Annotated in this window: 18 protein-coding genes and 1 pseudogene; 9 read left to right on the top strand and 10 right to left on the bottom strand. The window is 58.8% G+C overall.

Going from position 1 to position 20,403, the window contains the following annotated elements; translation table 11 throughout:
- Positions 1-13 precede the first annotated feature (13 nt).
- Positions 14-2,671: an aminopeptidase N gene (gene pepN / locus GIW28_RS03100; RefSeq protein WP_236446790.1), complete on the top strand. Its 2,658-nt coding sequence runs from the start codon at positions 14-16 to the stop codon at positions 2,669-2,671.
- A 355-nt stretch (positions 2,672-3,026) separates the two neighbouring features.
- Here the strand turns inward: pepN and GIW28_RS03095 are convergent.
- A pseudogene (locus GIW28_RS03095) lies at positions 3,027-3,239 on the bottom strand (aldo/keto reductase); the annotation flags it as partial.
- Between the two features lie 92 nt (positions 3,240-3,331).
- Here GIW28_RS03095 and GIW28_RS03090 point away from each other — a divergent pair.
- The 4 genes from GIW28_RS03090 to GIW28_RS03075 all read left to right on the top strand — a co-directional run bounded on the left by GIW28_RS03090 (position 3,332) and on the right by GIW28_RS03075 (position 6,206).
- Complete coding sequence (locus tag GIW28_RS03090) at positions 3,332-4,048, top strand: helix-turn-helix transcriptional regulator (protein WP_138449587.1); 717 nt, start codon at positions 3,332-3,334, stop codon at positions 4,046-4,048.
- A gap of 51 nt (positions 4,049-4,099) precedes the next feature.
- Positions 4,100-4,435 (top strand): nuclear transport factor 2 family protein, encoded by a 336-nt coding sequence (locus GIW28_RS03085; RefSeq protein WP_017138114.1) that lies wholly within the window; start codon positions 4,100-4,102, stop codon positions 4,433-4,435.
- Between the two features lie 15 nt (positions 4,436-4,450).
- Positions 4,451-5,557, top strand: a complete 1,107-nt coding sequence (gene zapE, locus GIW28_RS03080) for a cell division protein ZapE (protein ID WP_017138115.1) — start codon at positions 4,451-4,453, stop codon at positions 5,555-5,557.
- A 157-nt stretch (positions 5,558-5,714) separates the two neighbouring features.
- Positions 5,715-6,206, top strand: a complete 492-nt coding sequence (locus GIW28_RS03075) for a GNAT family N-acetyltransferase (protein ID WP_017138116.1) — start codon at positions 5,715-5,717, stop codon at positions 6,204-6,206.
- Between the two features lie 112 nt (positions 6,207-6,318).
- Here the strand turns inward: GIW28_RS03075 and GIW28_RS03070 are convergent, their stop codons facing one another.
- The 4 genes from GIW28_RS03070 to GIW28_RS03055 form a co-directional block, all read right to left on the bottom strand.
- On the bottom strand, positions 6,319-6,531 hold the full coding sequence (locus tag GIW28_RS03070; protein WP_017138117.1) for a hypothetical protein: 213 nt from the start codon (positions 6,529-6,531) through the stop codon (positions 6,319-6,321).
- Positions 6,532-6,673: 142 nt separating this feature from the next.
- A complete protein-coding gene (locus GIW28_RS03065; protein WP_236446792.1) occupies positions 6,674-8,911 on the bottom strand; it encodes a TonB-dependent siderophore receptor in 2,238 nt (745 codons plus the stop codon).
- A gap of 128 nt (positions 8,912-9,039) precedes the next feature.
- On the bottom strand, positions 9,040-10,782 hold the full coding sequence (locus GIW28_RS03060; RefSeq protein ID WP_236446795.1) for a phosphoethanolamine transferase CptA: 1,743 nt from the start codon (positions 10,780-10,782) through the stop codon (positions 9,040-9,042).
- Between the two features lie 152 nt (positions 10,783-10,934).
- Positions 10,935-11,111 carry a DUF6026 family protein gene (locus GIW28_RS03055; RefSeq protein WP_256349299.1) on the bottom strand — a complete coding sequence of 59 codons (177 nt, stop codon included), beginning with the start codon at positions 11,109-11,111 and terminating at the stop codon, positions 10,935-10,937.
- 269 nt (positions 11,112-11,380) lie between these two features.
- Here GIW28_RS03055 and gnd point away from each other — a divergent pair, with 269 nt between their 5' ends.
- Genes gnd through GIW28_RS03040 form a run of 3 tightly spaced genes read left to right on the top strand, consistent with a single transcriptional unit; the run spans position 11,381 to position 14,705 of the window.
- Positions 11,381-12,364, top strand: coding sequence for a phosphogluconate dehydrogenase (NAD(+)-dependent, decarboxylating) (gene gnd, locus GIW28_RS03050; RefSeq protein ID WP_170039664.1), 984 nt, complete (start codon positions 11,381-11,383; stop codon positions 12,362-12,364).
- Positions 12,361-13,884: a glucose-6-phosphate dehydrogenase gene (gene zwf / locus GIW28_RS03045; RefSeq protein WP_017138122.1), complete on the top strand. Its 1,524-nt coding sequence runs from the start codon at positions 12,361-12,363 to the stop codon at positions 13,882-13,884. The genes gnd and zwf overlap by 4 nt, the downstream gene beginning before the upstream one ends.
- Positions 13,881-14,705, top strand: coding sequence for a Cof-type HAD-IIB family hydrolase (locus tag GIW28_RS03040; RefSeq protein ID WP_017138123.1), 825 nt, complete (start codon positions 13,881-13,883; stop codon positions 14,703-14,705). The genes zwf and GIW28_RS03040 overlap by 4 nt, the downstream gene beginning before the upstream one ends.
- Before the next feature lie 67 nt (positions 14,706-14,772).
- Here the strand turns inward: GIW28_RS03040 and GIW28_RS03035 are convergent, their stop codons facing one another.
- Positions 14,773-15,033, bottom strand: coding sequence for a hypothetical protein (locus GIW28_RS03035; RefSeq protein WP_017138124.1), 261 nt, complete (start codon positions 15,031-15,033; stop codon positions 14,773-14,775).
- A gap of 344 nt (positions 15,034-15,377) precedes the next feature.
- Between GIW28_RS03035 and GIW28_RS03030 the strand changes: the two genes are divergently transcribed.
- Positions 15,378-16,703, top strand: coding sequence for a sigma-54 dependent transcriptional regulator (locus tag GIW28_RS03030; protein WP_099549303.1), 1,326 nt, complete (start codon positions 15,378-15,380; stop codon positions 16,701-16,703).
- 86 nt (positions 16,704-16,789) lie between these two features.
- Here GIW28_RS03030 and GIW28_RS03025 read toward each other — a convergent pair whose 3' ends face one another.
- The 4 genes from GIW28_RS03025 to GIW28_RS03010 form a co-directional block, all read right to left on the bottom strand.
- Complete coding sequence (locus tag GIW28_RS03025; RefSeq protein ID WP_099549304.1) at positions 16,790-18,088, bottom strand: transporter; 1,299 nt, start codon at positions 18,086-18,088, stop codon at positions 16,790-16,792.
- 49 nt (positions 18,089-18,137) lie between these two features.
- Positions 18,138-18,887 carry a hypothetical protein gene (locus GIW28_RS03020; RefSeq protein WP_099549305.1) on the bottom strand — a complete coding sequence of 250 codons (750 nt, stop codon included), beginning with the start codon at positions 18,885-18,887 and terminating at the stop codon, positions 18,138-18,140.
- A gap of 37 nt (positions 18,888-18,924) precedes the next feature.
- On the bottom strand, positions 18,925-19,602 hold the full coding sequence (locus GIW28_RS03015; protein ID WP_017138128.1) for a C39 family peptidase: 678 nt from the start codon (positions 19,600-19,602) through the stop codon (positions 18,925-18,927).
- A gap of 62 nt (positions 19,603-19,664) precedes the next feature.
- Positions 19,665-20,348, bottom strand: coding sequence for a hypothetical protein (locus GIW28_RS03010; RefSeq protein WP_017138129.1), 684 nt, complete (start codon positions 20,346-20,348; stop codon positions 19,665-19,667).
- Positions 20,349-20,403: the final 55 nt, after the last annotated feature.

Genomic DNA, 20,403 nt, shown 5'->3' with positions numbered 1-20,403 from the left:
AAGGATGCTATCCATGCGCACCGAACAACCGAAGATGATTTACCTGAAGGACTATCAGGCGCCGGATTACCTGATCGAAGAAACGCACCTGACCTTCGAGTTGTTCGAGGACCATAGCCTGGTCCATGCGCAGCTGGTGATGCGCCGCAACCCCGAGCGCGGCACCGGCTTGCCGCCGCTGGTGCTCGATGGCCAGCAGTTGGAGCTGTTGACCGTCAACCTGGGTGACAAGGAACTGACCGAGGCCGACTACCAGTTGACCGACAGCCACCTGACCCTGCACCCGACCTGCGAAACCTTCACGGTCGACACCAGTGTGCGTATCCACCCGGAAACCAACACTGCCCTGGAAGGCCTGTACAAATCCAGCGGCATGTTCTGCACCCAGTGCGAGGCTGAAGGTTTCCGCAAGATCACTTACTACCTCGACCGCCCGGACGTGATGAGCACCTTCACCACCACGGTGATCGCCGAACAACACAGCTATCCGGTGCTGCTCTCCAACGGCAATCCGATTGCCAGTGGCCCCGGCGAAGACGGCCGTCATTGGGCGACCTGGGAAGACCCGTTCAAGAAACCTGCCTACCTGTTTGCATTGGTGGCCGGTGACTTGTGGTGCGTTGAAGACACTTTCACCACCATGACCAATCGTGAAGTGGCGCTGCGCATCTATGTCGAGCCGGAAAACATCGACAAGTGCCAGCACGCCATGACCAGCCTGAAAAAATCCATGCGCTGGGACGAAGAAACCTACGGTCGCGAGTACGACCTCGACATCTTCATGATCGTGGCCGTGAATGACTTCAACATGGGCGCCATGGAGAACAAGGGCCTCAATATTTTCAACTCCAGCGCCGTGCTGGCCCGCGCCGAAACCGCCACCGACGCCGCTCACCAGCGCGTCGAAGCGATTGTTGCCCACGAATACTTTCACAACTGGTCCGGCAACCGTGTGACCTGCCGTGACTGGTTCCAGCTGTCGCTCAAGGAAGGCTTCACCGTGTTCCGTGACTCGGGCTTCTCCGCCGACATGAACTCGGCCACGGTCATGCGCATCCAGGATGTGGCGTACCTGCGCACCCATCAGTTCGCTGAAGACGCCGGCCCGATGGCCCACGCGGTACGCCCGGACAGCTTTATCGAGATCTCCAACTTCTACACCCTGACCGTGTACGAAAAGGGCTCGGAAGTGGTCGGCATGATCCACACCTTGCTCGGCGCTGAAGGCTTCCGTAAAGGCAGCGACCTGTACTTCGAACGCCATGACGGCCAGGCCGTGACCTGTGATGACTTTATCAAGGCCATGGAAGACGCCAACGGCGCCGACCTCAGCCAGTTCAAGCGCTGGTACAGCCAGGCCGGTACGCCGCGTCTGGCGGTAAGCGAGTGGTTTGATGCCGCAGCCAAAACCTACAGCCTGACGTTCCGTCAAAGCTGCCCGCAAACGCCGGACAAGGTTGAGAAACTGCCGTTCGTGATTCCGGTGGAATTGGGCCTGCTGGACGGGCAGGGCGCCGCTATCGCCTTGCGCCTGGCGGGTGAAGCGGCGGCTGGCGGCACGTCGCGGGTGATTTCGGTGACGCAAGCGGAGCAGACCTTCACCTTCGTCGACATCGCAGAAAAGCCGTTGCCTTCGCTGCTGCGCGGCTTCTCGGCGCCGGTGAAACTGAGCTTCCCGTACAACCGCGACCAACTGATGTTCCTGATGCAGCACGACAGCGATGGCTTCAACCGCTGGGATGCCGGCCAGCAATTGTCGGTGCAGGTGTTGCAGGAGCTGATTGCTCAGCACCAGGCGGGGCAGGCGTTGAAGCTCGATCAGCGCCTGATCGACGCACTGCGCACGGTGCTCAGCGATGAAAGCCTGGACCAGGCCATGGTCGCCGAAATGCTCTCGCTGCCAAGCGAGGCCTACCTCACGGAAATCAGCGAAGTGGCGGATGTGGAGGCCATCCACGCCGCCCGTGAGTACGCCCGCAAGCAACTGGCTGACAACCTGTTCGAAGCGCTGTGGCTGCGTTACCAGGCCAATCGCGAGCTGTCCAAGCAGACGCCTTATGTGGCGGCGGCCGAGCACTTCGCGCGGCGCGCCTTGCAGAACATCGCGCTGTCGTACCTGATGCTCAGCGGCAAGCCTGAAGTGTTGGCCGCAACGCTGGACCAGTTCGACACCAGCGATAACATGACCGAGCGTCTCACGGCATTGGCGGTGCTGGTGAACTCGCCGTTCGAAGCGGAAAAAGCCCAGGCGTTGGCGGTGTTTGCCGAGAACTTCAAGGACAACCCGTTGGTGATGGACCAGTGGTTCAGCGTGCAGGCGGGCAGCACGTTGCCGGGTGGTTTGGCGCGGGTCAAGGCGTTGATGGAGCACTCGGCGTTCAACATCAAGAACCCGAACAAGGTGCGCGCACTGGTGGGTGCATTTGCCGGGCAGAACCTGATCAACTTCCATGCTGCAGACGGCTCGGGTTATCGCTTCCTGGCGGACCTGGTGATCCAGCTCAATGGCTTCAACCCACAGATTGCTTCGCGCCAGTTGGCGCCGTTGACCCGCTGGCGTAAATACGACAGCGCCCGTCAAGCGCTGATGAAGGCGGAACTTGAGCGCATTCGTGCCTCCGGCGAGCTGTCGAGCGATGTATTCGAGGTGGTCAGCAAGAGCCTTGCGTAAACCGCGCGCATAAAAAAAACGGCCTGAACAGGCTAATGCCAGTCAATTAAGACATAGCCGGTAATTGTGGCGAGGGAGCTTGCTCCCGTTGGACGGCGTAGCAGTCCCATGCTTTTAAAGCAAAGAGCAGGGGCCGCTTCGCGCTGGAGCGCCAGCCCGGCCCAGCGGGAGCAAGCTCCCTCGCCACAGGTTACTGGTTGTCAGTTCTAGCGCTTAACTGGCTGGCATTAGCCTGAACAGGCCGTTTTTTTTCGTCTCAAATAACCGGTGGGCGCGGTGTGTCTGCGCCGTGGTCGAGCGCGAAGCGCTCCGAGATAATCCCGTGGGGAACGCCCAATGGAATTGCGCCGGCAGTGTCCAGGCGGGCCACTTGCTCGTTCGACAGGCCGGCATAGTGGATCTTGCCGGCGCGCACCAAGTCATCGAAGCTGCGCAGTATCTCTTCCATCGGCGTGACGTTGTCGCTCATGTGCGCCCAGAGCAGGTCGATGTGATCGGTGTTCAAGCGTTTGAGGCTTTCTTCGACCGCCCGCACCATGTTCTTGCGGTTGTTGCCGAGTTTTGTAATTTATTCGGTCAAGGGTCTTTTTTGCTGCTGACATTTTCTGACAGGACGCTCTGCTAAGCTGCGGCACTTTTTCCTTTTTCGGCGGGGTCCAAGTGTCGCGTACCACTCGTTTACTCACCTTGTTGCAGGCCCTGCGGGGCAAGAAGCGCCCGGTGACCGCGGCCGTACTGGCTGCGCAGTTGGAAGTCTCCGAGCGCACGCTGTACCGCGATATCGCTGAGCTGACGGCACTCGGCGCGCCGATTTTTGGTGAGGCGGGGGTGGGTTATGTGTTGCGCAGCGGGCTGTTTTTGCCGCCATTGATGCTCAACGCCGAGGAAACTGAAGCCATCGTGCTGGGGTTACGCTATGTGGACCAGCGCGGCGACGACGTGCTCAGTCGTGCGGCGGCTAATGCCTTGGCAAAAATTGCCGATGTGCTCGACCCGGTTGCGCAGGAAGCCTTGCGTAACCCCACGCTGCTGCCGGGGCCGCCGGGGTTTGGCTACCCGGAAAATCGCGTACCGCTGAATGTGTTTCGTGAGGCGATTCGCAACCAGGCCAAGCTGCATATCGATTACGCAGACGCCAGCCAAACCCAGAGCCAGCGGTTGATCTGGCCGTTGGCATTGGGGTTTCTCAATGAGGTCCGTGTGATCGTGGCCTGGTGCGAGTTGCGTGGCGCTTACCGTACGTTTCGCACCGACCGGGTGGCCGCAGCTGACGCCCGAGGTGAGCGTTACCCTGGCCGGCGCAGCGACCTGCTGCGCGGCTGGCGCAAGTTGATGGAACACAATGATTCAGGATCGTTCACTCCTGACAAAAACTGACACAGGGCTGGCTTAGCATGGCGCCATAAATCACTAAAAAGGAGCTGTGCCATGTCTTTTCCAGCGTTAGCCCCCGCCATTGCAGCCTACATAACCGCGACCAATACCGGCGACACCTCAGCCATTGCCCAGTGCTTTGCCGATGATGCCAACGTATTCGATGAAGGCGATCATCAAGTTGGTCCGACAGCCATTGCCCGCTGGGTTGAAGACACCGGGCGTCGCTATCAGCCTCGTGTTGAAGTGATCAACGTGCAGCATCGCACCGGCAAGGTATTGGTCAGCAACAGGGTCTCCGGCAATTTCCCCGGTAGCCCTTTGGAGCTGCGGTATACCTTCCGCCTGAACGAACAGGGCAAGATTTCACGGCTGGATATCTCGCTGTAAGTCATACTGGCACGCATGACTTTCGACTCGCCGCTTGCCGCCTACCAATACGCCATCGCCCAGCAAGGCTTCGTGCCCGACGACGCCCAGTGCCGGGCGGTGCAAGCCCTGCAAACCTGCTTTGAGGCCTTGCACCACGGCCGCTTGCCGATTCCCGGGGTTTACCTGTGGGGGCCAGTGGGCCGGGGCAAGACCTGGCTGATGGATCAGTTCTATCACAGCTTGCGTGTACCTGCGCGGCGCCAGCATTTTCATCACTTCATGGGCTGGGTGCATAAGCGATCTTTCCAGCTCAGTGGCATCCATGACCCCTTGCAGGCTTTGGCGCGCGAACTCAGCCAGGACGTGCGCGTGTTGTGTTTCGACGAACTGTTCGTCAGCGACATCGGTGATGCGATCATTCTCGGCCGGCTGTTCCAGGTGATGTTCGAGGAGGGCGTGGTCATGGTCTGCACCTCCAACCAACCACCGGACGAGCTGTACGCAGGCGGCTTCAACCGCGAGCGATTCTTGCCGGGTATTGAGGCGCTCAAGCAACATATGCACGTGGTGGCAGTGGACGGTGGTGAAGATCACCGTTTGCATCCAGGTGTGGGGCTGCAGCGCTATTGGGTCAATCAGCCACAAGCGCTCGCCACACTGTTCAAACAGTTAAGCGAAGGCCGGGTGACCGGCAGCGGCGTGGTCAGCGTCGGGTACCGTTCGATAGTGGCGGTGCAGTCCAGCGACACGGTGCTCTGGTGCCGGTACGCCGATTTGTGCGAGCAACCCTTGGCAGCGATGGACTTTATGCTGCTGTGCGATCGCTACAAGGCGATCCTGCTGGGTGAAGTGCCCAACCTGAGCGCACAAAAACGTCCGGGACGGATTGCCCGTGGCACCGAAGATGGTGTTCAGCGAGTAATGGCCGGTGACCGTGAGTTGCCTGAATTGTCGGTACACGATGACAGTGTGCGGCGCTTCATCGCGCTGGTGGATGAGTGCTACGACCGCAAGGTGCCACTGTTTATCGAGGCCCAGGTGCCGTTGGCAAGTCTTTACACCGAGGGTTATCTGGAGTTTGCGTTCCGGCGCACCTTGAGTCGTTTGCAAGAGATGCAACTGCAGCGGTTCGGCGCCTAGGACAAATCCCAGGCCAGTGGTGCTTGTTGGTGGGCGCAACCTTCGTCATTTCCGTCAGGTATTTGTAGCTAATCTCCTTCATCTGCGACGGGCTCCCCGCTTACAATTGTCTCCTCAAAGGGAACCGATTCCCTTGTTGTCGTGATTGAGGAAGGAAATGGACACCCCAGACATCCTGGTGCTGCAAGCCAGCTACACCAACCCCGTGCATGCCGAAGCCATTGGCCTGGTGCTTAACCATTACGCTGAAGACCCGATGGGTGGCGGTCACACCTTGCCGGCCGATCTGTTGCAGCAACTGCCAGCCGAACTGGCCAAGCGCCCCCACGCGTTCAGCGTACTGGCGTTTGTCGGCGGGGAGCCGGCGGGTCTGATCAATTGCTTTGAAGGTTTTTCGACGTTTGCCTGCCGCCCGCTGATCAACGTGCACGATGTGGTGGTGATGAATCAGTTTCGTGGCCTGGGGCTTAGCCAGAAAATGCTGCTCAAGGTCGAGGAAATTGCCCGCCAGCGCGGTTGCTGCAAGATCACCCTGGAAGTGCTCGAAGGCAATGACGTGGCGCAAGCGGCCTATCGCAAGTTTGGTTTTGATGATTCGATATTTGACCCCGCCCACGGCCGTATGCTTTTCTGGAGCAAACCGCTTTAATCACTGCGCTTAATATAGGCAACATAAAAAAGGCGCCATTAAATGGCGCCAAATTAACCTTTGCCAAAGGAGCGGATTGGCATAGGGGCATGCAGATTAACTAAAGATTAAATCAGCTGTTAGGCTGTTGTTCAGCGCTGTTTTGTTCGGGCTTTACAGACTTGCCGTCGGCCAGTGCTGTTTTGTCCGTGGTGCCGTGAATTTGCTGCTGGGTGAAGGCGAAGTTGTTGTAAAACTCCTTCGAGCGCTCTGAACCGCCCTCTGCGAAGGCGGCTACGGAGGTCAGGCTCATCAGGCCGGCAAGCATTAAGGTCGAAAGTTTCATGGCAGTATTCCCATTAAGAGTGAGTGGTGTTCGATCGCTCCGTGATCCGATTCATGGAGCGACTATGGGGCTGTCTTATTAAGTGGGAATTAACATGGAACGGCCCCGAAGTTAACGTTTTTGTTAACTTCGGGGATGCAGTTTATAGCCGCCAATCCAGTGCCAGTGTGATGGAGCGTGGGTCTCCCCAATACACGCCATTATAAAAACCGACGCGTTCGTAATATTTTTTATCAAATAGATTGTTGACGTTAACTGACGCCGAAACGTGTTCGTCGAATTGATAGCGCGACATCAGGTTGACCACGGTGTAGGCCTGCTGGGTGATCTTGGTGCTTTCGGTGATCAGCCGGCCGTCACTGTCCCGGCCACCGGTAGGGCGTGGGGCAAATTTGTAGAAATCGCTCTGCCAGTTAACCGCGCCACCTACGGTCAACCCGCGCCATTGGCCCGGCAGGCGATAGGCCGTCGATAGTTTCAACAGGTTGAGTGGCTGGTCGGTGTTGTTGCGCTGTTTATCACCATTGACCGAGTGGGTGTAGGTGTAGCCTGCTGTCAGGTTCCAGTCTGGCAGGACCTCGCCCGATGCTTCCACCTCAAAGCCCTGGACCTTGTTGCCTTTGCCGCCCGACTTGTAGAACTGCTCGCGCGTGACCGGATCCGGCGGTGCGCTGTTATCGAGTTCGGCGACGTTATCCTGGGTGCTCCAAAAGTACGCGGTGGCCAGGTTCAGGCGCTCATTGAGCAGGCTGCCCTTGAGCCCGACTTCGTAGTTGCTGCCCACCACCGGCTCCAGGTACTTCTTGCTGGAATCGCGCTCATCCTGAGGGTTGAAGATATCGGTGTAGCTGGCATACACGGTGTACTCGGGGGTGATGTCGTAGAGCAGCCCCGCATACGGCGTCCACATATCGTTGTGGGTCTGGCGAGTTTTGCTCGATTGAGTCAGTTGGTTATTGTCGTTGTACTGCGGCGAGACGCTTTCGATTTCCCAACTGCCATAGCGGCCGCCGAGTACAGCGTGCAGTTGGTCGGTGAGGCTCAGGCGCGTTGCCAGGTAACCGGCTTTCTGTTTTTTGCTGCTGTGTTCGCCTTTGAGGCCGGTGGTGCGGTCGGGGAACTTGGGGATACCGCCCATGTGCCGCCAGTCCTGAATGTCTTCATAACCTTCGGGTGTGCTGTAGCGCTGAAACGGCGATGAGTCTCGCTGCTCGGATTCGCCATACCCTGCCATCAGCTCATGTTCACGGCCGAACAATGAATAGGTCCCGGCAAGGTTGAAGTCCACCACGTCCATTTTCGATGTACCGACCATCTGGTTGGTCCAGGCGTTCATGCCGCTGCCATCCGGGTTGGGGTAGCCGGCGCCGCCGTAGTACACCTTGCCATCAGTATCACTCTGGCGATGGGTGTAGGCCGCCTTGAGGCGCCAGTCAGCGGACAGTTTATGGTCGATAGAGGCGAAGGTGGTCTTGTCTTTGAGTGGCCAGGAACTCCAGTCGGCAGCCATGTTGGCGGAGCGTGACAGTCGCGCCTTGCTGCCATCGCTGTTCCAGTAGGGCAGGGTGCCCCAAGAGGTGCCTTGCACATGTTTGTTCTGATAGTCCAAGCCTACGGCGACCACCGTGTCGTCGGTCAGGTCGCCTTCGAGGATGCCGTAGCCGACTTCCCGTTGCATGGCGTAATTGTCGCGATAGGACTGGCTGTCGCGATAGGCCAGTACCGTGCGTCCACGCAGTCGCCCATCAAACGCCAGGGGGCCGCCCACATCAACGTAGCTGTAGTAGTTGTCATGGCTGGCGCCGCTGACGCCGGCCTTGGCTTGCCAGTCTGCGGTCGGGCGCTTGCGGATCATGTTGACCGTGGCCGACGGGTCACCCGCGCCGGTGGTCAGTCCGGTGGCACCGCGCACCACCTCGATGCGGTCGTAGATGATGGTGTCGGCATCCGGCTTCATGCGCCCGTAGGTGCTGAGCATGCCGTCGACCTGGTAGTTGCTGATCGAGTATCCGCGAGAAGAGTAGCCGACCCGATCCGAGTCCAGGTGTTGCACCGTTATGCCTGTGGTCTGGCGCAGCACGTCAGTCAGGGTATTGAGGTTGAAGTCATCCATCTGCTGACGGGTGATCACCGAAACCGATTGCGGGGTTTCCTTGATCGACAGGTTCAGCTTGGTGGCGGTGTTCATCGAGCCGGTGGTGTAGGCCCCGGTGTGTTCGGTGGTCGCGCCCAGGCCTTCGGCGGTGATGCTGGTGGCACCCAGCTCAAAGGGGCGTGGCGGGGCAGGCTCGGGGTCGGTTTCAGCCAGCAGGTCCGGGCTCAGCGCGACGCTGAACAGGCCAAGGGTGAGGGTCATGGAACGGGTAAAGGGCGCGAACATCGCGGCAGACTCCTTGTCGTCTTTGCGGCCTTCTCAGTAAGAGAAGGCCTTGGCTCAAAGACGAAAGGGCGCGCGGAACTTTAGGCTTTAACGAGAATGATTGTTATCTTTCTGTTACAAAGCTCACACTATTTAGCAACCACTTCAGAGGCGTCCGACTTCTTCGGTTTGATCAGGCTGAAATCAATCAAACCCTTTTTCTGGCCGATGTAAGGGTCACCAATCAGCAACGGGCGTGGCTTGAAGCTGTCGTTCACCAGGCTCTTGCTGCGGTCCCATTCATCGAAGCTCAGCCCGGCCAGGTCGGCCCAGGTGTGGATCAACTGCGAGCTGCTGTAAGGCCGCTGCAAATCGCTGGCAAAGCTCCAGTCATGGGTTTCGCGCCATTTCGGCGAGGCGTAGGCCATGAACGGGATGGTGTACATCGGCGCCGTCGGTTTGCCTTCGTTACGGCCCAGGGTACTGTGGCCGGCCGAGTCGAACACATCTTCGCCGTGGTCCGAGAGGTACAGCAGAAAGCCGTTCGGGTCGGTCTTGGCGTAATCCTTGATCAGGCTCGACACCACGAAATCGTTGTACAGCACCGCATTGTCGTAGCTGTTGTAGGTCGGCAACTGATCATCGCTGATGCCGGCCGGTACGCCCTGGCGATCGGTGAACTTGTCGAAGGTTGGCGGGTAGCGGTACTGGTAGCTCATGTGAGTGCCCAGCAGGTGCACCACGATGAACTTGCGCTCGGCGGGGTCGGCCAGGGCCTTGGCGAACGGTGCCAGCACGTCGCCGTCGTATTGGCGGGCGTTCTGGTTGCGGTTGTTGTTGAGGTACACCTGCTCGTCAGCCTGCTCGGAAAAGGTGGTGAGCATGGTGTTGCGCTTGGTCATGGTCTGCTGGTTGGTGATCCAGTAGGTCTTGTAGCCGGCCTGTTTCATCACGCTGACGATCGAGGGCGTCTTCAGGTACAGGTCCGGGTTCTCTTCGTCGGCAAACGTCAGCACCTGCTGCAGTGCTTCGATGGTGTAGGGCCGCGGAGTAATGACGTTGTCGAACACCGCCAATTGGTCGCGCAGCTTGTCCAGTTCCGGCGTGGTGTTGCGCGGGTAGCCATAGAGGCTCATGCGCTGACGGTTGGTGGATTCGCCGATTACCAGCACCAGGGTCGACGGCTGGTCGGCCATGGTGTCCTTGAGGTTCTTCAAGGGCGGGATCTTGCTGGCGCTGGTGAGCATGCCCTGCATGCTGTTGAGCTGTTCGGTGTAGCGGCGGTAGGCAACGATCATCTGCCATGGCACGGCCGGTTCGACACGGCTTTCGAAACCGTCGATGGCCAGTTCCATGGTCGGGTTGGTTGCAATCTGCTTGACCAGCGGGTAACCGATCACGGCCAGCACAATGGCGGTGGCTGCCAGCAGCGCCTGGCCACGCGGCAGGTAAGCCGGGCGCAGGCGGGTCCACAGGAATACGGCTACTGCGGTATGGGCGATGAATGCCAGCACGATCCACCAGGCGAAGTACTGGGTCGCGTATTCGCCGGCTTCAGAGATGTTCGACTCGAACATGATGAAGATGACGCTTTGCGAGAATTCCTGCTGGTAAATGAAGAAATAACCCAGGCTGGCCATCGAGCACGCCCACAGCACCACGCCGATCAAGCCCGCGAGCAAGCGCGTGCGCTTTGGGAACAGCAGCATCGGCGCGAGCCAGAACGCGCTCAGGAAGAAGGCTTGGCGAAAACCACTGAAACCGGAGGTGCCGGTCAGCTGGATCAGGAGTTGGGTAATACCCGAGAAATACCAGAAAAACAGGAACAACCAGCCAAGACCGGCCCAATCAAAGCCTTTCGCAGACTTGGTGCTGCGTTTGAACATCGCCATCCAGTACTCCAACCCGATAATTGCTCAGTCGCTGCGCAGGAATGCGCGCGACAGTGGGCCGCCGCGTGTGCGTGGCCCTATTCGGCGGGAGTATCGGGAGGAGGATGTGAAAACTTCGTGAGTTATTTCTGAAGGCTTTGTTCAGCTCAGGTTCAGCAAAGCGCAGGCTGGGTGCCGGATGCCTGATTGACCTGTGCTTGAAGGTGTGCGCGCAGACGCAGAACCTCCTGCTGCAGTTGATCGCGTTCTTCTTTTAATTGGCGCAATTCATCGCGACGCACGCTCACGTAGAGGGTCTGTGGCGGTCGGGTCATCTGTGCTGTGCTCATTGCTTACCTCGCAAATAGCCGGTAGATCGCGGTGCCGGAACGCGTCAATCGAGGTTCTGGCAACAGTCGGAAGCAATTCTGAATTCTTTTTCGGGGCAATGGAACTTTTTTATTTTTGGTGGTCGCTGTGACTTTTTCAGCGGTGATGCTGAAACGATGGCGTTTTTTTGTCATGAAACTACACCGATCCGCTCTGGACTAACCCTCATTAGCCTCATTGCGCTATAAACTATGTCACACATTTATTTAGTAGTTAGGAGCATCAGCACATGCAACTGGGGATTATCGGACTAGGCCGCATGGGCGGTAACATTGCGCGGCGCCTGATGCTCAATGGGCATACCACCGTTGTATACGACCGTAACGAAGCATTCGTCAAAGGCCTGAGCGAGGAGGGCGCCACCGGCGTCGCCGACCTGAAGGCCCTGGTAGCCGGGCTGCAAAAGCCGCGCGCTGTGTGGGTGATGTTGCCGGCAGGCGCGCCCACCGAAGACACCATTAATACGCTCAGTGAGTTGCTCGAAGACGGTGACGTGATCATCGATGGCGGCAACACCATGTACAAAGATGACATTCGCCGAGCCAAGGCCTTGTCGGAAAAAGGCCTGCATTACGTTGACGTCGGCACCTCCGGCGGCGTCTGGGGCCTGGAGCGCGGTTACTGCATGATGATCGGCGGCGACGTCGAGACCGTGCAGCGCCTCGACCCGATTTTCGCCAGCCTGGCACCGGGCCTGGGCAGCATCCCGCGCACCAAGGACCGTTCGGCCTCTGCCGACAGCCGCGCCGAACACGGTTACATCCACGCAGGCCCAGCCGGTTCAGGGCACTTCGTGAAGATGATCCACAACGGCATCGAATACGGGATGATGCAGGCCTTTGCTGAAGGCTTCGATATCCTCAAGACGAAAAACTCGGAGAGCCTGCCGGAGCAGGAGCGCTTCGACCTCAATGTTGCCGATATCGCCGAAGTCTGGCGCCGTGGCAGCGTGGTCTCGTCCTGGTTGCTGGACCTGACCGCCGACGCATTGGCCACCGACCCGAAACTCGATGGCTACTCCGGTTCCGTGGCCGACAGTGGCGAAGGCCGCTGGACCATCGAAGCCGCCATGGAGCAAGCCGTGCCGGTACCGGTGCTGTCCACCTCGTTGTTCGCCCGTTTCCGTTCCCGTCAGCAGAGCACCTACGGTGACAAAATGCTGTCTGCCATGCGCTTCGGCTTTGGTGGCCATGTGGAGACTTCCAAAAAATGACCGCTAACGGCAAGAAACCCAAGGCCGAACCCGCTCCACCCACTACCTTGTTTCTGTTTGGCGCCCATGGCGACCTGGTCAAGCGCCTGCTCATGCCGGCGCTGTACAACCTGAGTCGCGACGGGTTGCTGGGCGACGGCCTGCGCATTGTCGGCGTTGATCACAACGCCATCAGTGACGCCGACTTCGCCAAGAAACTCGAGGACTTCATTCGCACCGAGGCCGCGAGCAAAGTCCGGGGCAATGCCGAAAACGCCCTGGACCCCGCGTTGTGGGCGCAGTTGGCCAAAGGCATCAGCTACGTCGAGGGCGATTTCCTCGACGACAGCACCTACGCCGACATCGGCAAGAAGATCGCCGACAGCGGCACCGGTAACGCGGTGTTCTACCTGGCGACTGCACCGCGCTTCTTCGGTGAAGTGGCGCAGCGCCTGGGCAGTGCCGGCTTGCTCAACGAAACCGATGATGGTTTCCGTCGTGTGGTGATCGAGAAACCCTTCGGGTCGGACCTTGCCACCGCCGAAGCGCTGAACGCGTGCCTGCTCAAGGTGATGAGCGAGAAGCAGATCTATCGCATCGACCATTACCTGGGCAAGGAGACGGTGCAGAACATCCTGATCAGCCGTTTCTCCAACGTGCTGTTCGAAGCGTTCTGGAACAACCATTACATCGACCACGTGCAAATCACTGCGGCGGAAACCGTGGGCGTCGAAACGCGGGGTAACTTCTTCGAGAAAACCGGCACCCTGCGCGACATGGTCCCCAACCACCTGTTCCAGCTCCTGGCGATGGTCGCCATGGAGCCGCCGGCGGCGTTTGGCGCTGATGCGGTGCGCGGTGAAAAGGCCAAGGTAGTGGGTGCGATCCGCCCGTGGTCGTTGGAAGATGCGCGCGCCAACTCGGTACGCGGCCAATACAGCGCTGGCGAAATCGGCGGCAAGTCGTTGCCCGGTTATCGTGAAGAAGCCAACGTTGCGCCTGATAGCAGCACTGAGACGTTTGTCGCCCTCAAGGTGATGATCGACAACTGGCGTTGGGTCGGCGTGCCGTTCTACCTGCGTACTGGCAAGCGCATGAGCATCCGTGACACCGAAATCGTGATCTGCTTCAAGCACGCGCCGTATGCGCAGTTCCGCGACACGGATGTGGATGAGCTTAAGCCCACCTACCTTAAAATCCAGATCCAGCCAAACGAAGGCATGTGGTTCGACCTGTTGGCCAAAAAACCCGGGCCGGCCCTGGAAATGGCCAATATCGAGTTGGGTTTCGACTACAAGGACTTCTTCGAAATGCAGCCGTCGACCGGCTATGAAACCCTGATCTACGACTGCATGACCGGCGACCAGACCTTGTTCCAGCGCGCCGACAACATCGAAAATGGCTGGCGTGCGGTGCAGCCGTTCCTGGATGCCTGGAAGCAGGATGACGCGATTCAGGCTTACAAGGCCGGAGAAGACGGCCCCGCGGCCGCCGACGAGTTGCTGGCCCGCGATGGTCGCACCTGGCATAGCCTGGGATGAGTGATGCAGCGATTCATCCCATCCAGTTGGTGCTCAGTGATGTAGACGGGACCTTGTTGCATCCTGACCATAGCCTTAGCCAGCGCACTGCCGATACTGTCCGCGCGTTGCGTGACGCCGGGGTATTTTTCAGCCTGGCCAGCGGGCGGCCGCCCAAGGCCATGCTGCACCTTATCGAAACGTTTGGTATTGATGTGCCGGTCGCGGGTTTTAATGGCGGCACGTTGATCAACCCGGATGGCAGCATCCTGGTTGCCCATCATCTGCCGGCAGAGGCGGCGTTGGTGACACTGGCGCTGTTTTCGGCCGAACCGGATGTGGAAGTCTGGGTGTTCGCTGACGGCGATTGGCTGCGCCGTGATCCGCCTGGGCCGATGATGCAGCGTGAAGCCGATGGCTTGGGCTACGGGCCGGTGGTGGTGGAGAGTTTTGAGCCGTACCTGGACCGGGTCGACAAGATCGTTGCTGCCAGCAACAACACGCAGTTATTGGTGGAGCTGGAAGCGCAGTTGCAGCCCAAGGTGCAGGGCCTGGCGCAGGTATCACGCTCGCAGCCGGTGTACCTGGATGTCACGGCCATGCTCGCCAACAAGGGCGAGGCCTTGAAAACCTTGGCCGTGCACCTTGGTGTGCGCATGGAGCAAACGGCAGCTATCGGCGACGGCGGCAATGACCCGGCGATGTTTGCAGTGGCGGGTTTGTCGATTGCGATGGGGCAGGCGGAAGAGACCGTCAAGCGCCAAGCCAGTGTTGTTACCGGCAGCAATGTCGAGGACGGCGCAGCTGAAGCGATCGAGCGCTTTATTCTCGTACCGCGATAAGCCGCTTACGTTGTGATGCTCAACTTCCGATCATTGTTATGCAATGATCGGAAGTTACTGCCGCGTCTTACTTCTGCATAACCCATGACTGTAACTGGTAGCCGTTTTTGTCGAGCTCGGCACGTGCCTGCAACAACAATTCTTCCAACTGAGCCGGGTCGGTATAAGTACTCGAAGACAGCTGTTTGCTGCCGATGCGGGTATTGGTACGGTCGATGACGCTCAGGCTGAGGGCGCCGTTGCCATCGTGCCAGGCCACGCACTGAAAGGGCTGGAAGGCACGGTCTGCGATCAAAAGAGCTTCGTTGATGCGGAGCGGGGCGTTCATGTGGGTCTTCTCTCTAAATGCCCAGTCATTTAAGTACCGTCGGTTGGGCGAGCCAGACGGTGAGTTACTTGTACTGATGCACGATGGCAGGGTACGGGTCACATCTTAGATCAAGAAATTTCAACTTTTCGTGATTGGCGTCATGTAAGCGGCTGTTTTGAAAGCGCATTGAGTGTGGCGGTCGCGCCTGATTTTTTGGCCCCAGCGACGCCGAGATGGCTTTGTGCCCAGACTTATAGCGAAATAATACAAAGGCTGTGTCAATAACTTGCTAGTGTTAGCGCCAGGCCGCACAAACCGTTGTTTATAAATAACTTTAACAATTTTGGCGCCAAGGAATAGTCATGGTTGTTACACCTGTCCAACGACGCTTGCTTGTAGTCGACCCGTGCGACGACTGCCACCAGCTATTGCCTGGTTTGCACAGTGCGGGGTGGGAAGTGGACAGCTGCACGCTCGGCGCCGTAGGCGACAGGTCGTGCGATGTGGGGCTGTTGCGCCTGCAGCCCTATCACCTGGAGCGCCCGGAGGCCGTCAAGGAATTGATCAGCCGCAGCGGCACCGAATGGATCGCGGTGCTCAGCCAGGATGTACTACGCCTGCAAAATGTCGGTGATTTTGTCTGTGAATGGTTTTTTGACTTCCACACTTTGCCGTTTGATGTGGCACGCGTGCAGGTCACGCTAGGGCGTGCATTCGGCATGGCCCGCTTGCGCGGCAAGGGCCACACACTGATCGACGCGCAGGAACACGAGCTGCTGGGCGACAGCCGGCCCATTCGTGAGCTGCGCAAATTACTCGCCAAGCTGGCACCTACAGAGTCGCCGGTGCTGATTCGCGGCGACAGCGGCACCGGCAAAGAGCTGGTGGCCAAGACCCTGCATCGCCAATCCCAGCGTCATGCCAAGCCCTTTGTCGCGATCAACTGCGGTGCCATTCCCGAGCACCTGATCCAGTCCGAACTGTTCGGCCATGAAAAAGGTGCGTTCACCGGCGCGCATCAGCGCAAGGTCGGGCGTATCGAAGCGGCCCACGGTGGCACGTTGTTTCTCGATGAGATCGGCGACTTGCCAATGGAACTGCAAGCCAACTTGCTGCGTTTCCTGCAGGAAAAGCAGATCGAGCGCGTCGGTGGCAGCCAGCCCATCCCGGTGGATGTGCGGGTGCTGGCGGCGACACACGTGGACCTGGAAGCGGCGGTTGAGAAGGGCACCTTTCGCGAAGACTTGTATTACCGGCTTAATGTCTTGCAGGTGGTAACCGCGCCGCTGCGCGAGCGGCACGGCGATGTGGCCATGCTGGCCAACCATTTCTCACGTTTCTACAGCCAGGAAACCGGGCGCAGGCCGCGCAGTTTCAGCGAGGATGCTCTGGTTGCTCTGGGCCAACACCCGTGGCCGGGCAACGTGCGCGAATTGGCGAACCGCGTGCGCCGTGGCCTGGTATTGGCAGAAGGGCGTCAGATCGAAGCCGGTGACCTGGGGTTGCAGTGCGAGCAGGCAATTGCGCCACCGATGGCTACACTGGAAGATTACAAGCACCGCGCTGAACGCCAGGCGTTGTGCGATGTGCTCAACCGGCACAGCGATAACATGAGTATCGCGGCCCGCGTGCTGGGCGTGTCCCGGCCGACGTTCTACCGGTTGCTGCACAAACACCAGATCCGCTAGGGCGGGTAAACCGAAAAGCCTCGCAACGACCCTTATCGTTGCGGGGCTTTTCCTTGCTGCCTGGGACGCTCCGCGTCCCACTACTGCTAAAAGTAATACGGGAATTTCAGGCTGAACGTAAAGTCCGGCGCATCATCGGTCATCCCAATCGACAGGTTCGGTACGATCGTCAGGTTATCCGACGCCGCAATCGTCATGCCCACGTTGAAATACCCGGCGTTGGCATCGCTGGACACCACCGATTGCCAGTCCTGGCCGCTCTGCTTGACCTTGCTTTTACGTTGCACCAGGTCAGACACCGAGAACGACATGCTCATCTTCTCATTGAGCGCGAAGGCCACCCCGACACCGAGTTGGAAGCTGTCACCCAGGCTGACTTTGCCAGGGATCTTCTGATTGAGATTGGGGCTGATATCGCTGAACGAGTCTTCGAAGTTATGGGTGTAGGAAAGCGAGCCGAACAGCACGGCGGGGTCGAACGTCTTGACCAGCGAAATACCTGGCGTGACCGACCACACCCCGTTGCCGGTCGGCAGGCTTTCCGGCACGGCGAGGTTGTTATTGCTGGCTTGCTCGATCAGCTTGATGCCATAGGGTTCCTTGCCGGTCGGTGCCTTGACCCGCAGCGACACCACCGCATCCGGCAGGCTGGCGCTCTCATCGAGGAATTTATAGGCGATGCCGAAGTTGACATCACCAATGGTTGGGTCGCGGCTGACTGAGGCTTCCGACGTATTCTTGGCATCGCCGCCGGCGCCACCGGACTGGTAGGTCGCTTCGCGATACACCACCGGCACGTTCAGGTCGAACTGCCAACGGTTGTCCAGGTTGTAGCGGCCGGTGAGGTCCAGGGTCCAGCTGTCCGACTTGATCCGGTCCAGGTTGATATTGCCCAGGAAGATCGAGTCCAACGCCAGAAAGCCGTTGAGTGACAATTGGCGCGCGTCGTAGCGGGCATAGGTGAGTCCGGTTTCAAAGCTGAACTTGCCATTGCCGAAAAAGCCGCTGGCCTCGTTGTACAAGTTGCTCACACTTTGTGCCGGGGCGGAATCGTCCTTCAGGCTTTGCCCGTACGAGCTGTTACCGGCTGCACCGCCGGACGCTGCGCCCGCGCCGACGCCGGCCACTGTCGTACCGCCTTTCTGGAAGTCGGCAGGCGACTTGGCCAGGCGTTTGGGCGTAGGTGTTGCGGGCTGATCTTCCACTTGCCTTACGCGTTGCTCCAATACGGCCAGTGCTTTTTGCTGCACTTCATAACGTTGCTTGAGCTCCAGCAGTTCCTGCTTCAGTGTTTCGATATCGGTATCCGGCGCGGCGTACAGCACCGAAGCGGGTAGGAGCGTACTCAAACAAATCACGGCACGTAACGATAAAGATCGATGCATGAAATAAGCCGTCCCTTTCTAATGCGTAAGTGTCGAGGCTCAGCGTAGTTCAATAACCGGAGGGGCGTAGGCCTTTGAGTTGATCCAGGTTCAGGTTCTGCGTGATGTTGTTCAAACCGTTGTTGCCCATGACCACATTAAGTTGGGTCATATTGTTCACGAAGTTGCTGTTGCCCTGAATAACCGTGCCTTGCAGCACATTACCGGCACCGATTTGCTGCACCACATTGCCCTGATTGTTATTGGCCTGGAGCGCCATTTGCAGGCCACCGTTTTTAGCCGTGACCGTCACTTGGCCGGCGGCTGTGCCTCCGGTGATCGGCTGGCCGGCAATCAATGCCTGACCCGACTGCACGTAGTTGGCGGGCGCCAGGCCGTTTTTCGTCACGTTGATATCCACGCCGTTGTTGGCCGTGTTGCCATCGCCCGCTGCGCGCACGCTTTGCGTGACACCCTGGCCGGTGCCGAGGCCGGCACCGCCGACGACGGTGCCCTTGCCGTCAGGCTGTTTGATCACGCCGGTGCCGTCGTTACCGGTGATTTGCACGTAGAATTGCGGGGTGACGGTGGAAGCGTTGACTTGCATGTCGGCGGTGCCGGTCACGGTCGCGCCGGCGGCATTGGTCCAGGTGCTGCTCATCACAATGCCAAAGCTGATAATCCGCCCGGGCATCACATAGCGCCCGCGCAACTCGGCCATTTCCGCGTCCTTGAGCTCGATCGGCTTAAATGCCGAAGAAGCATAGGCAGGTGCTGCGGCTGCCAGGCACATGACCGTCAGCCAGCGTCGAGTGTTCATCGTTTGCTCCTGGAGCGTCCTGCTCCTTATTGCGCTTCTAGAAGAAGTCGCTCTGGATAAAACCGAAGTCCATCAATTCACTGTCGCGTACCGGGCTGAACTCGTTGAACTGGTTCTTGGCCGTCAGCGGCGCACGGGGTGTGAGCAAGGCGTTGGCCTTGTCGTAACCCTCACCGATCACCGCGAACACGATGCCGTTCCAGCCCTTGACGAAATCGTTCTTGGCATAGCGCTTGTTGCCCAGCACGGGGTCGCCGATATACACCCAGTCTTTGTCGGCCCGTTGCAGCACGACAAAGTGCTTGTAGCCACGAATGTCCAGCAACACCACCACCGGCACTTTCACGGTGACGAGTACCTCAGGCGTAATCCGGTAGCCCTTGGCGCGCATGTGGATGCTTTCCAGGTAGCGCTTCATGTCGAGCATCGAGAAGCCTTGGGTGCGCACCAGGTTCTGGTCGGCATTGACCAGCATGCCCTTGATCACGTGGTCTTCATCCACGTCCATCCAATAGGCTTGGCGCAGGATGGTTGCCAGCGCGGCGGCGCCGCAGCTGAAATCGGTTTTTTGTTCCACCAGGTTGGCGAATTTGCGCTCGCGGATGCTTTCGACCTTCTTGTACACCACCGCGCCGTTTGGCATGACAACGGCCATTTGCGCCGCCCAGGTCGGGCCGGTGAGTGCGAACAAGAGGAGGGCAGCTGTGAGGCGCATGATCGTATGACCTGCTGGACACTGGAAATAAAAAGGGCCTTGTTGCCAAGGCCCGATCTGGATCAGAAGCGAGTGATTGCTACGTTGTTCTGACCTTGGTTGTTGCTGCCCGACAGAACGTTGGAGTTCGATACCCCAGAGCTGTAGTTCATCGAGTTGTTCACGCTGGCGTTGTTGACCACCGGTTTGGTGCTGCCCCAGCCGTGGCCGCTGGCCAGGTTGAGGGTCAGGTTGCCCGACACATCCTGCACGCCAGTGACGGCTGCAGCACCGCTGTCGCCATTACCCGAGGCAATTGCAACGCTGTTGCTGCCTTGGTTGGAGGTGCCCGATGCGGCGTTCAGCTGAATCACGCCTGAAGCGTGGTTGCCACTGTCGTTAAGGGAAGCGTTGTTTCTAGTGCCGCTGTTGGCCACAAAGTTACCGGTGTTCGATTGAGCGGTACCGGTGGCGGCGAATACGAAATCCGCATCCCCGGAAACGATGGCAACGTCGTTTTTGCCTTGGTTGTTGTCGCCGCTCAGCACGTTGCCGTTGGCCACGCCACTGATGTTGTTGTAGGAATCATTGGCCGAGGCGTTGTTTTTGGTTTTGTCATTAAGTACCACGTTGCCATGGTTGCTCTGACCGTCCTGTGTGGTCGCAGCAGCCGTGGTAGGCGCGTGATAACCGCCCGCTTGAGCAGCAACAGCCATGAGCGCAGCGAGAGCAAAAGCCAGTGGTTTAAGAGCCATTGAAGTTTTCATGGTGTATCTCCTTGCTTCTAATTAGTTGGTTAAGTGTTGGTACGGTCTAGCTATG

It is taken from the genome of Pseudomonas sp. PA-5-4B, assembly GCF_021606215.1.
Classification (GTDB): domain Bacteria; phylum Pseudomonadota; class Gammaproteobacteria; order Pseudomonadales; family Pseudomonadaceae; genus Aquipseudomonas; species Aquipseudomonas edaphica.
This window is presented reverse-complemented; position numbering and strand designations above follow the sequence as displayed.

Coding starts and splice junctions, on each gene's coding strand:
- pepN (WP_236446790.1), top strand. CDS start 14: ATGCGCACCGAACAACCGAAGATGATTTACCTGAAGGACTATCAGGCG.
- GIW28_RS03085 (WP_017138114.1), top strand. CDS start 4,100: ATGTCTTTTCCAGCGTTAGCCCCCGCCATTGCAGCCTACATAACCGCG.
- zapE (WP_017138115.1), top strand. CDS start 4,451: ATGACTTTCGACTCGCCGCTTGCCGCCTACCAATACGCCATCGCCCAG.
- GIW28_RS03075 (WP_017138116.1), top strand. CDS start 5,715: ATGGACACCCCAGACATCCTGGTGCTGCAAGCCAGCTACACCAACCCC.
- GIW28_RS03070 (WP_017138117.1), bottom strand. CDS start 6,531: ATGAAACTTTCGACCTTAATGCTTGCCGGCCTGATGAGCCTGACCTCC.
- GIW28_RS03065 (WP_236446792.1), bottom strand. CDS start 8,911: ATGTTCGCGCCCTTTACCCGTTCCATGACCCTCACCCTTGGCCTGTTC.
- GIW28_RS03060 (WP_236446795.1), bottom strand. CDS start 10,782: ATGGCGATGTTCAAACGCAGCACCAAGTCTGCGAAAGGCTTTGATTGG.
- GIW28_RS03055 (WP_256349299.1), bottom strand. CDS start 11,111: ATGAGCACAGCACAGATGACCCGACCGCCACAGACCCTCTACGTGAGC.
- gnd (WP_170039664.1), top strand. CDS start 11,381: ATGCAACTGGGGATTATCGGACTAGGCCGCATGGGCGGTAACATTGCG.
- zwf (WP_017138122.1), top strand. CDS start 12,361: ATGACCGCTAACGGCAAGAAACCCAAGGCCGAACCCGCTCCACCCACT.
- GIW28_RS03040 (WP_017138123.1), top strand. CDS start 13,881: ATGAGTGATGCAGCGATTCATCCCATCCAGTTGGTGCTCAGTGATGTA.
- GIW28_RS03035 (WP_017138124.1), bottom strand. CDS start 15,033: ATGAACGCCCCGCTCCGCATCAACGAAGCTCTTTTGATCGCAGACCGT.
- GIW28_RS03030 (WP_099549303.1), top strand. CDS start 15,378: ATGGTTGTTACACCTGTCCAACGACGCTTGCTTGTAGTCGACCCGTGC.
- GIW28_RS03025 (WP_099549304.1), bottom strand. CDS start 18,088: ATGCATCGATCTTTATCGTTACGTGCCGTGATTTGTTTGAGTACGCTC.
- GIW28_RS03020 (WP_099549305.1), bottom strand. CDS start 18,887: ATGAACACTCGACGCTGGCTGACGGTCATGTGCCTGGCAGCCGCAGCA.
- GIW28_RS03015 (WP_017138128.1), bottom strand. CDS start 19,602: ATGCGCCTCACAGCTGCCCTCCTCTTGTTCGCACTCACCGGCCCGACC.
- GIW28_RS03010 (WP_017138129.1), bottom strand. CDS start 20,348: ATGAAAACTTCAATGGCTCTTAAACCACTGGCTTTTGCTCTCGCTGCG.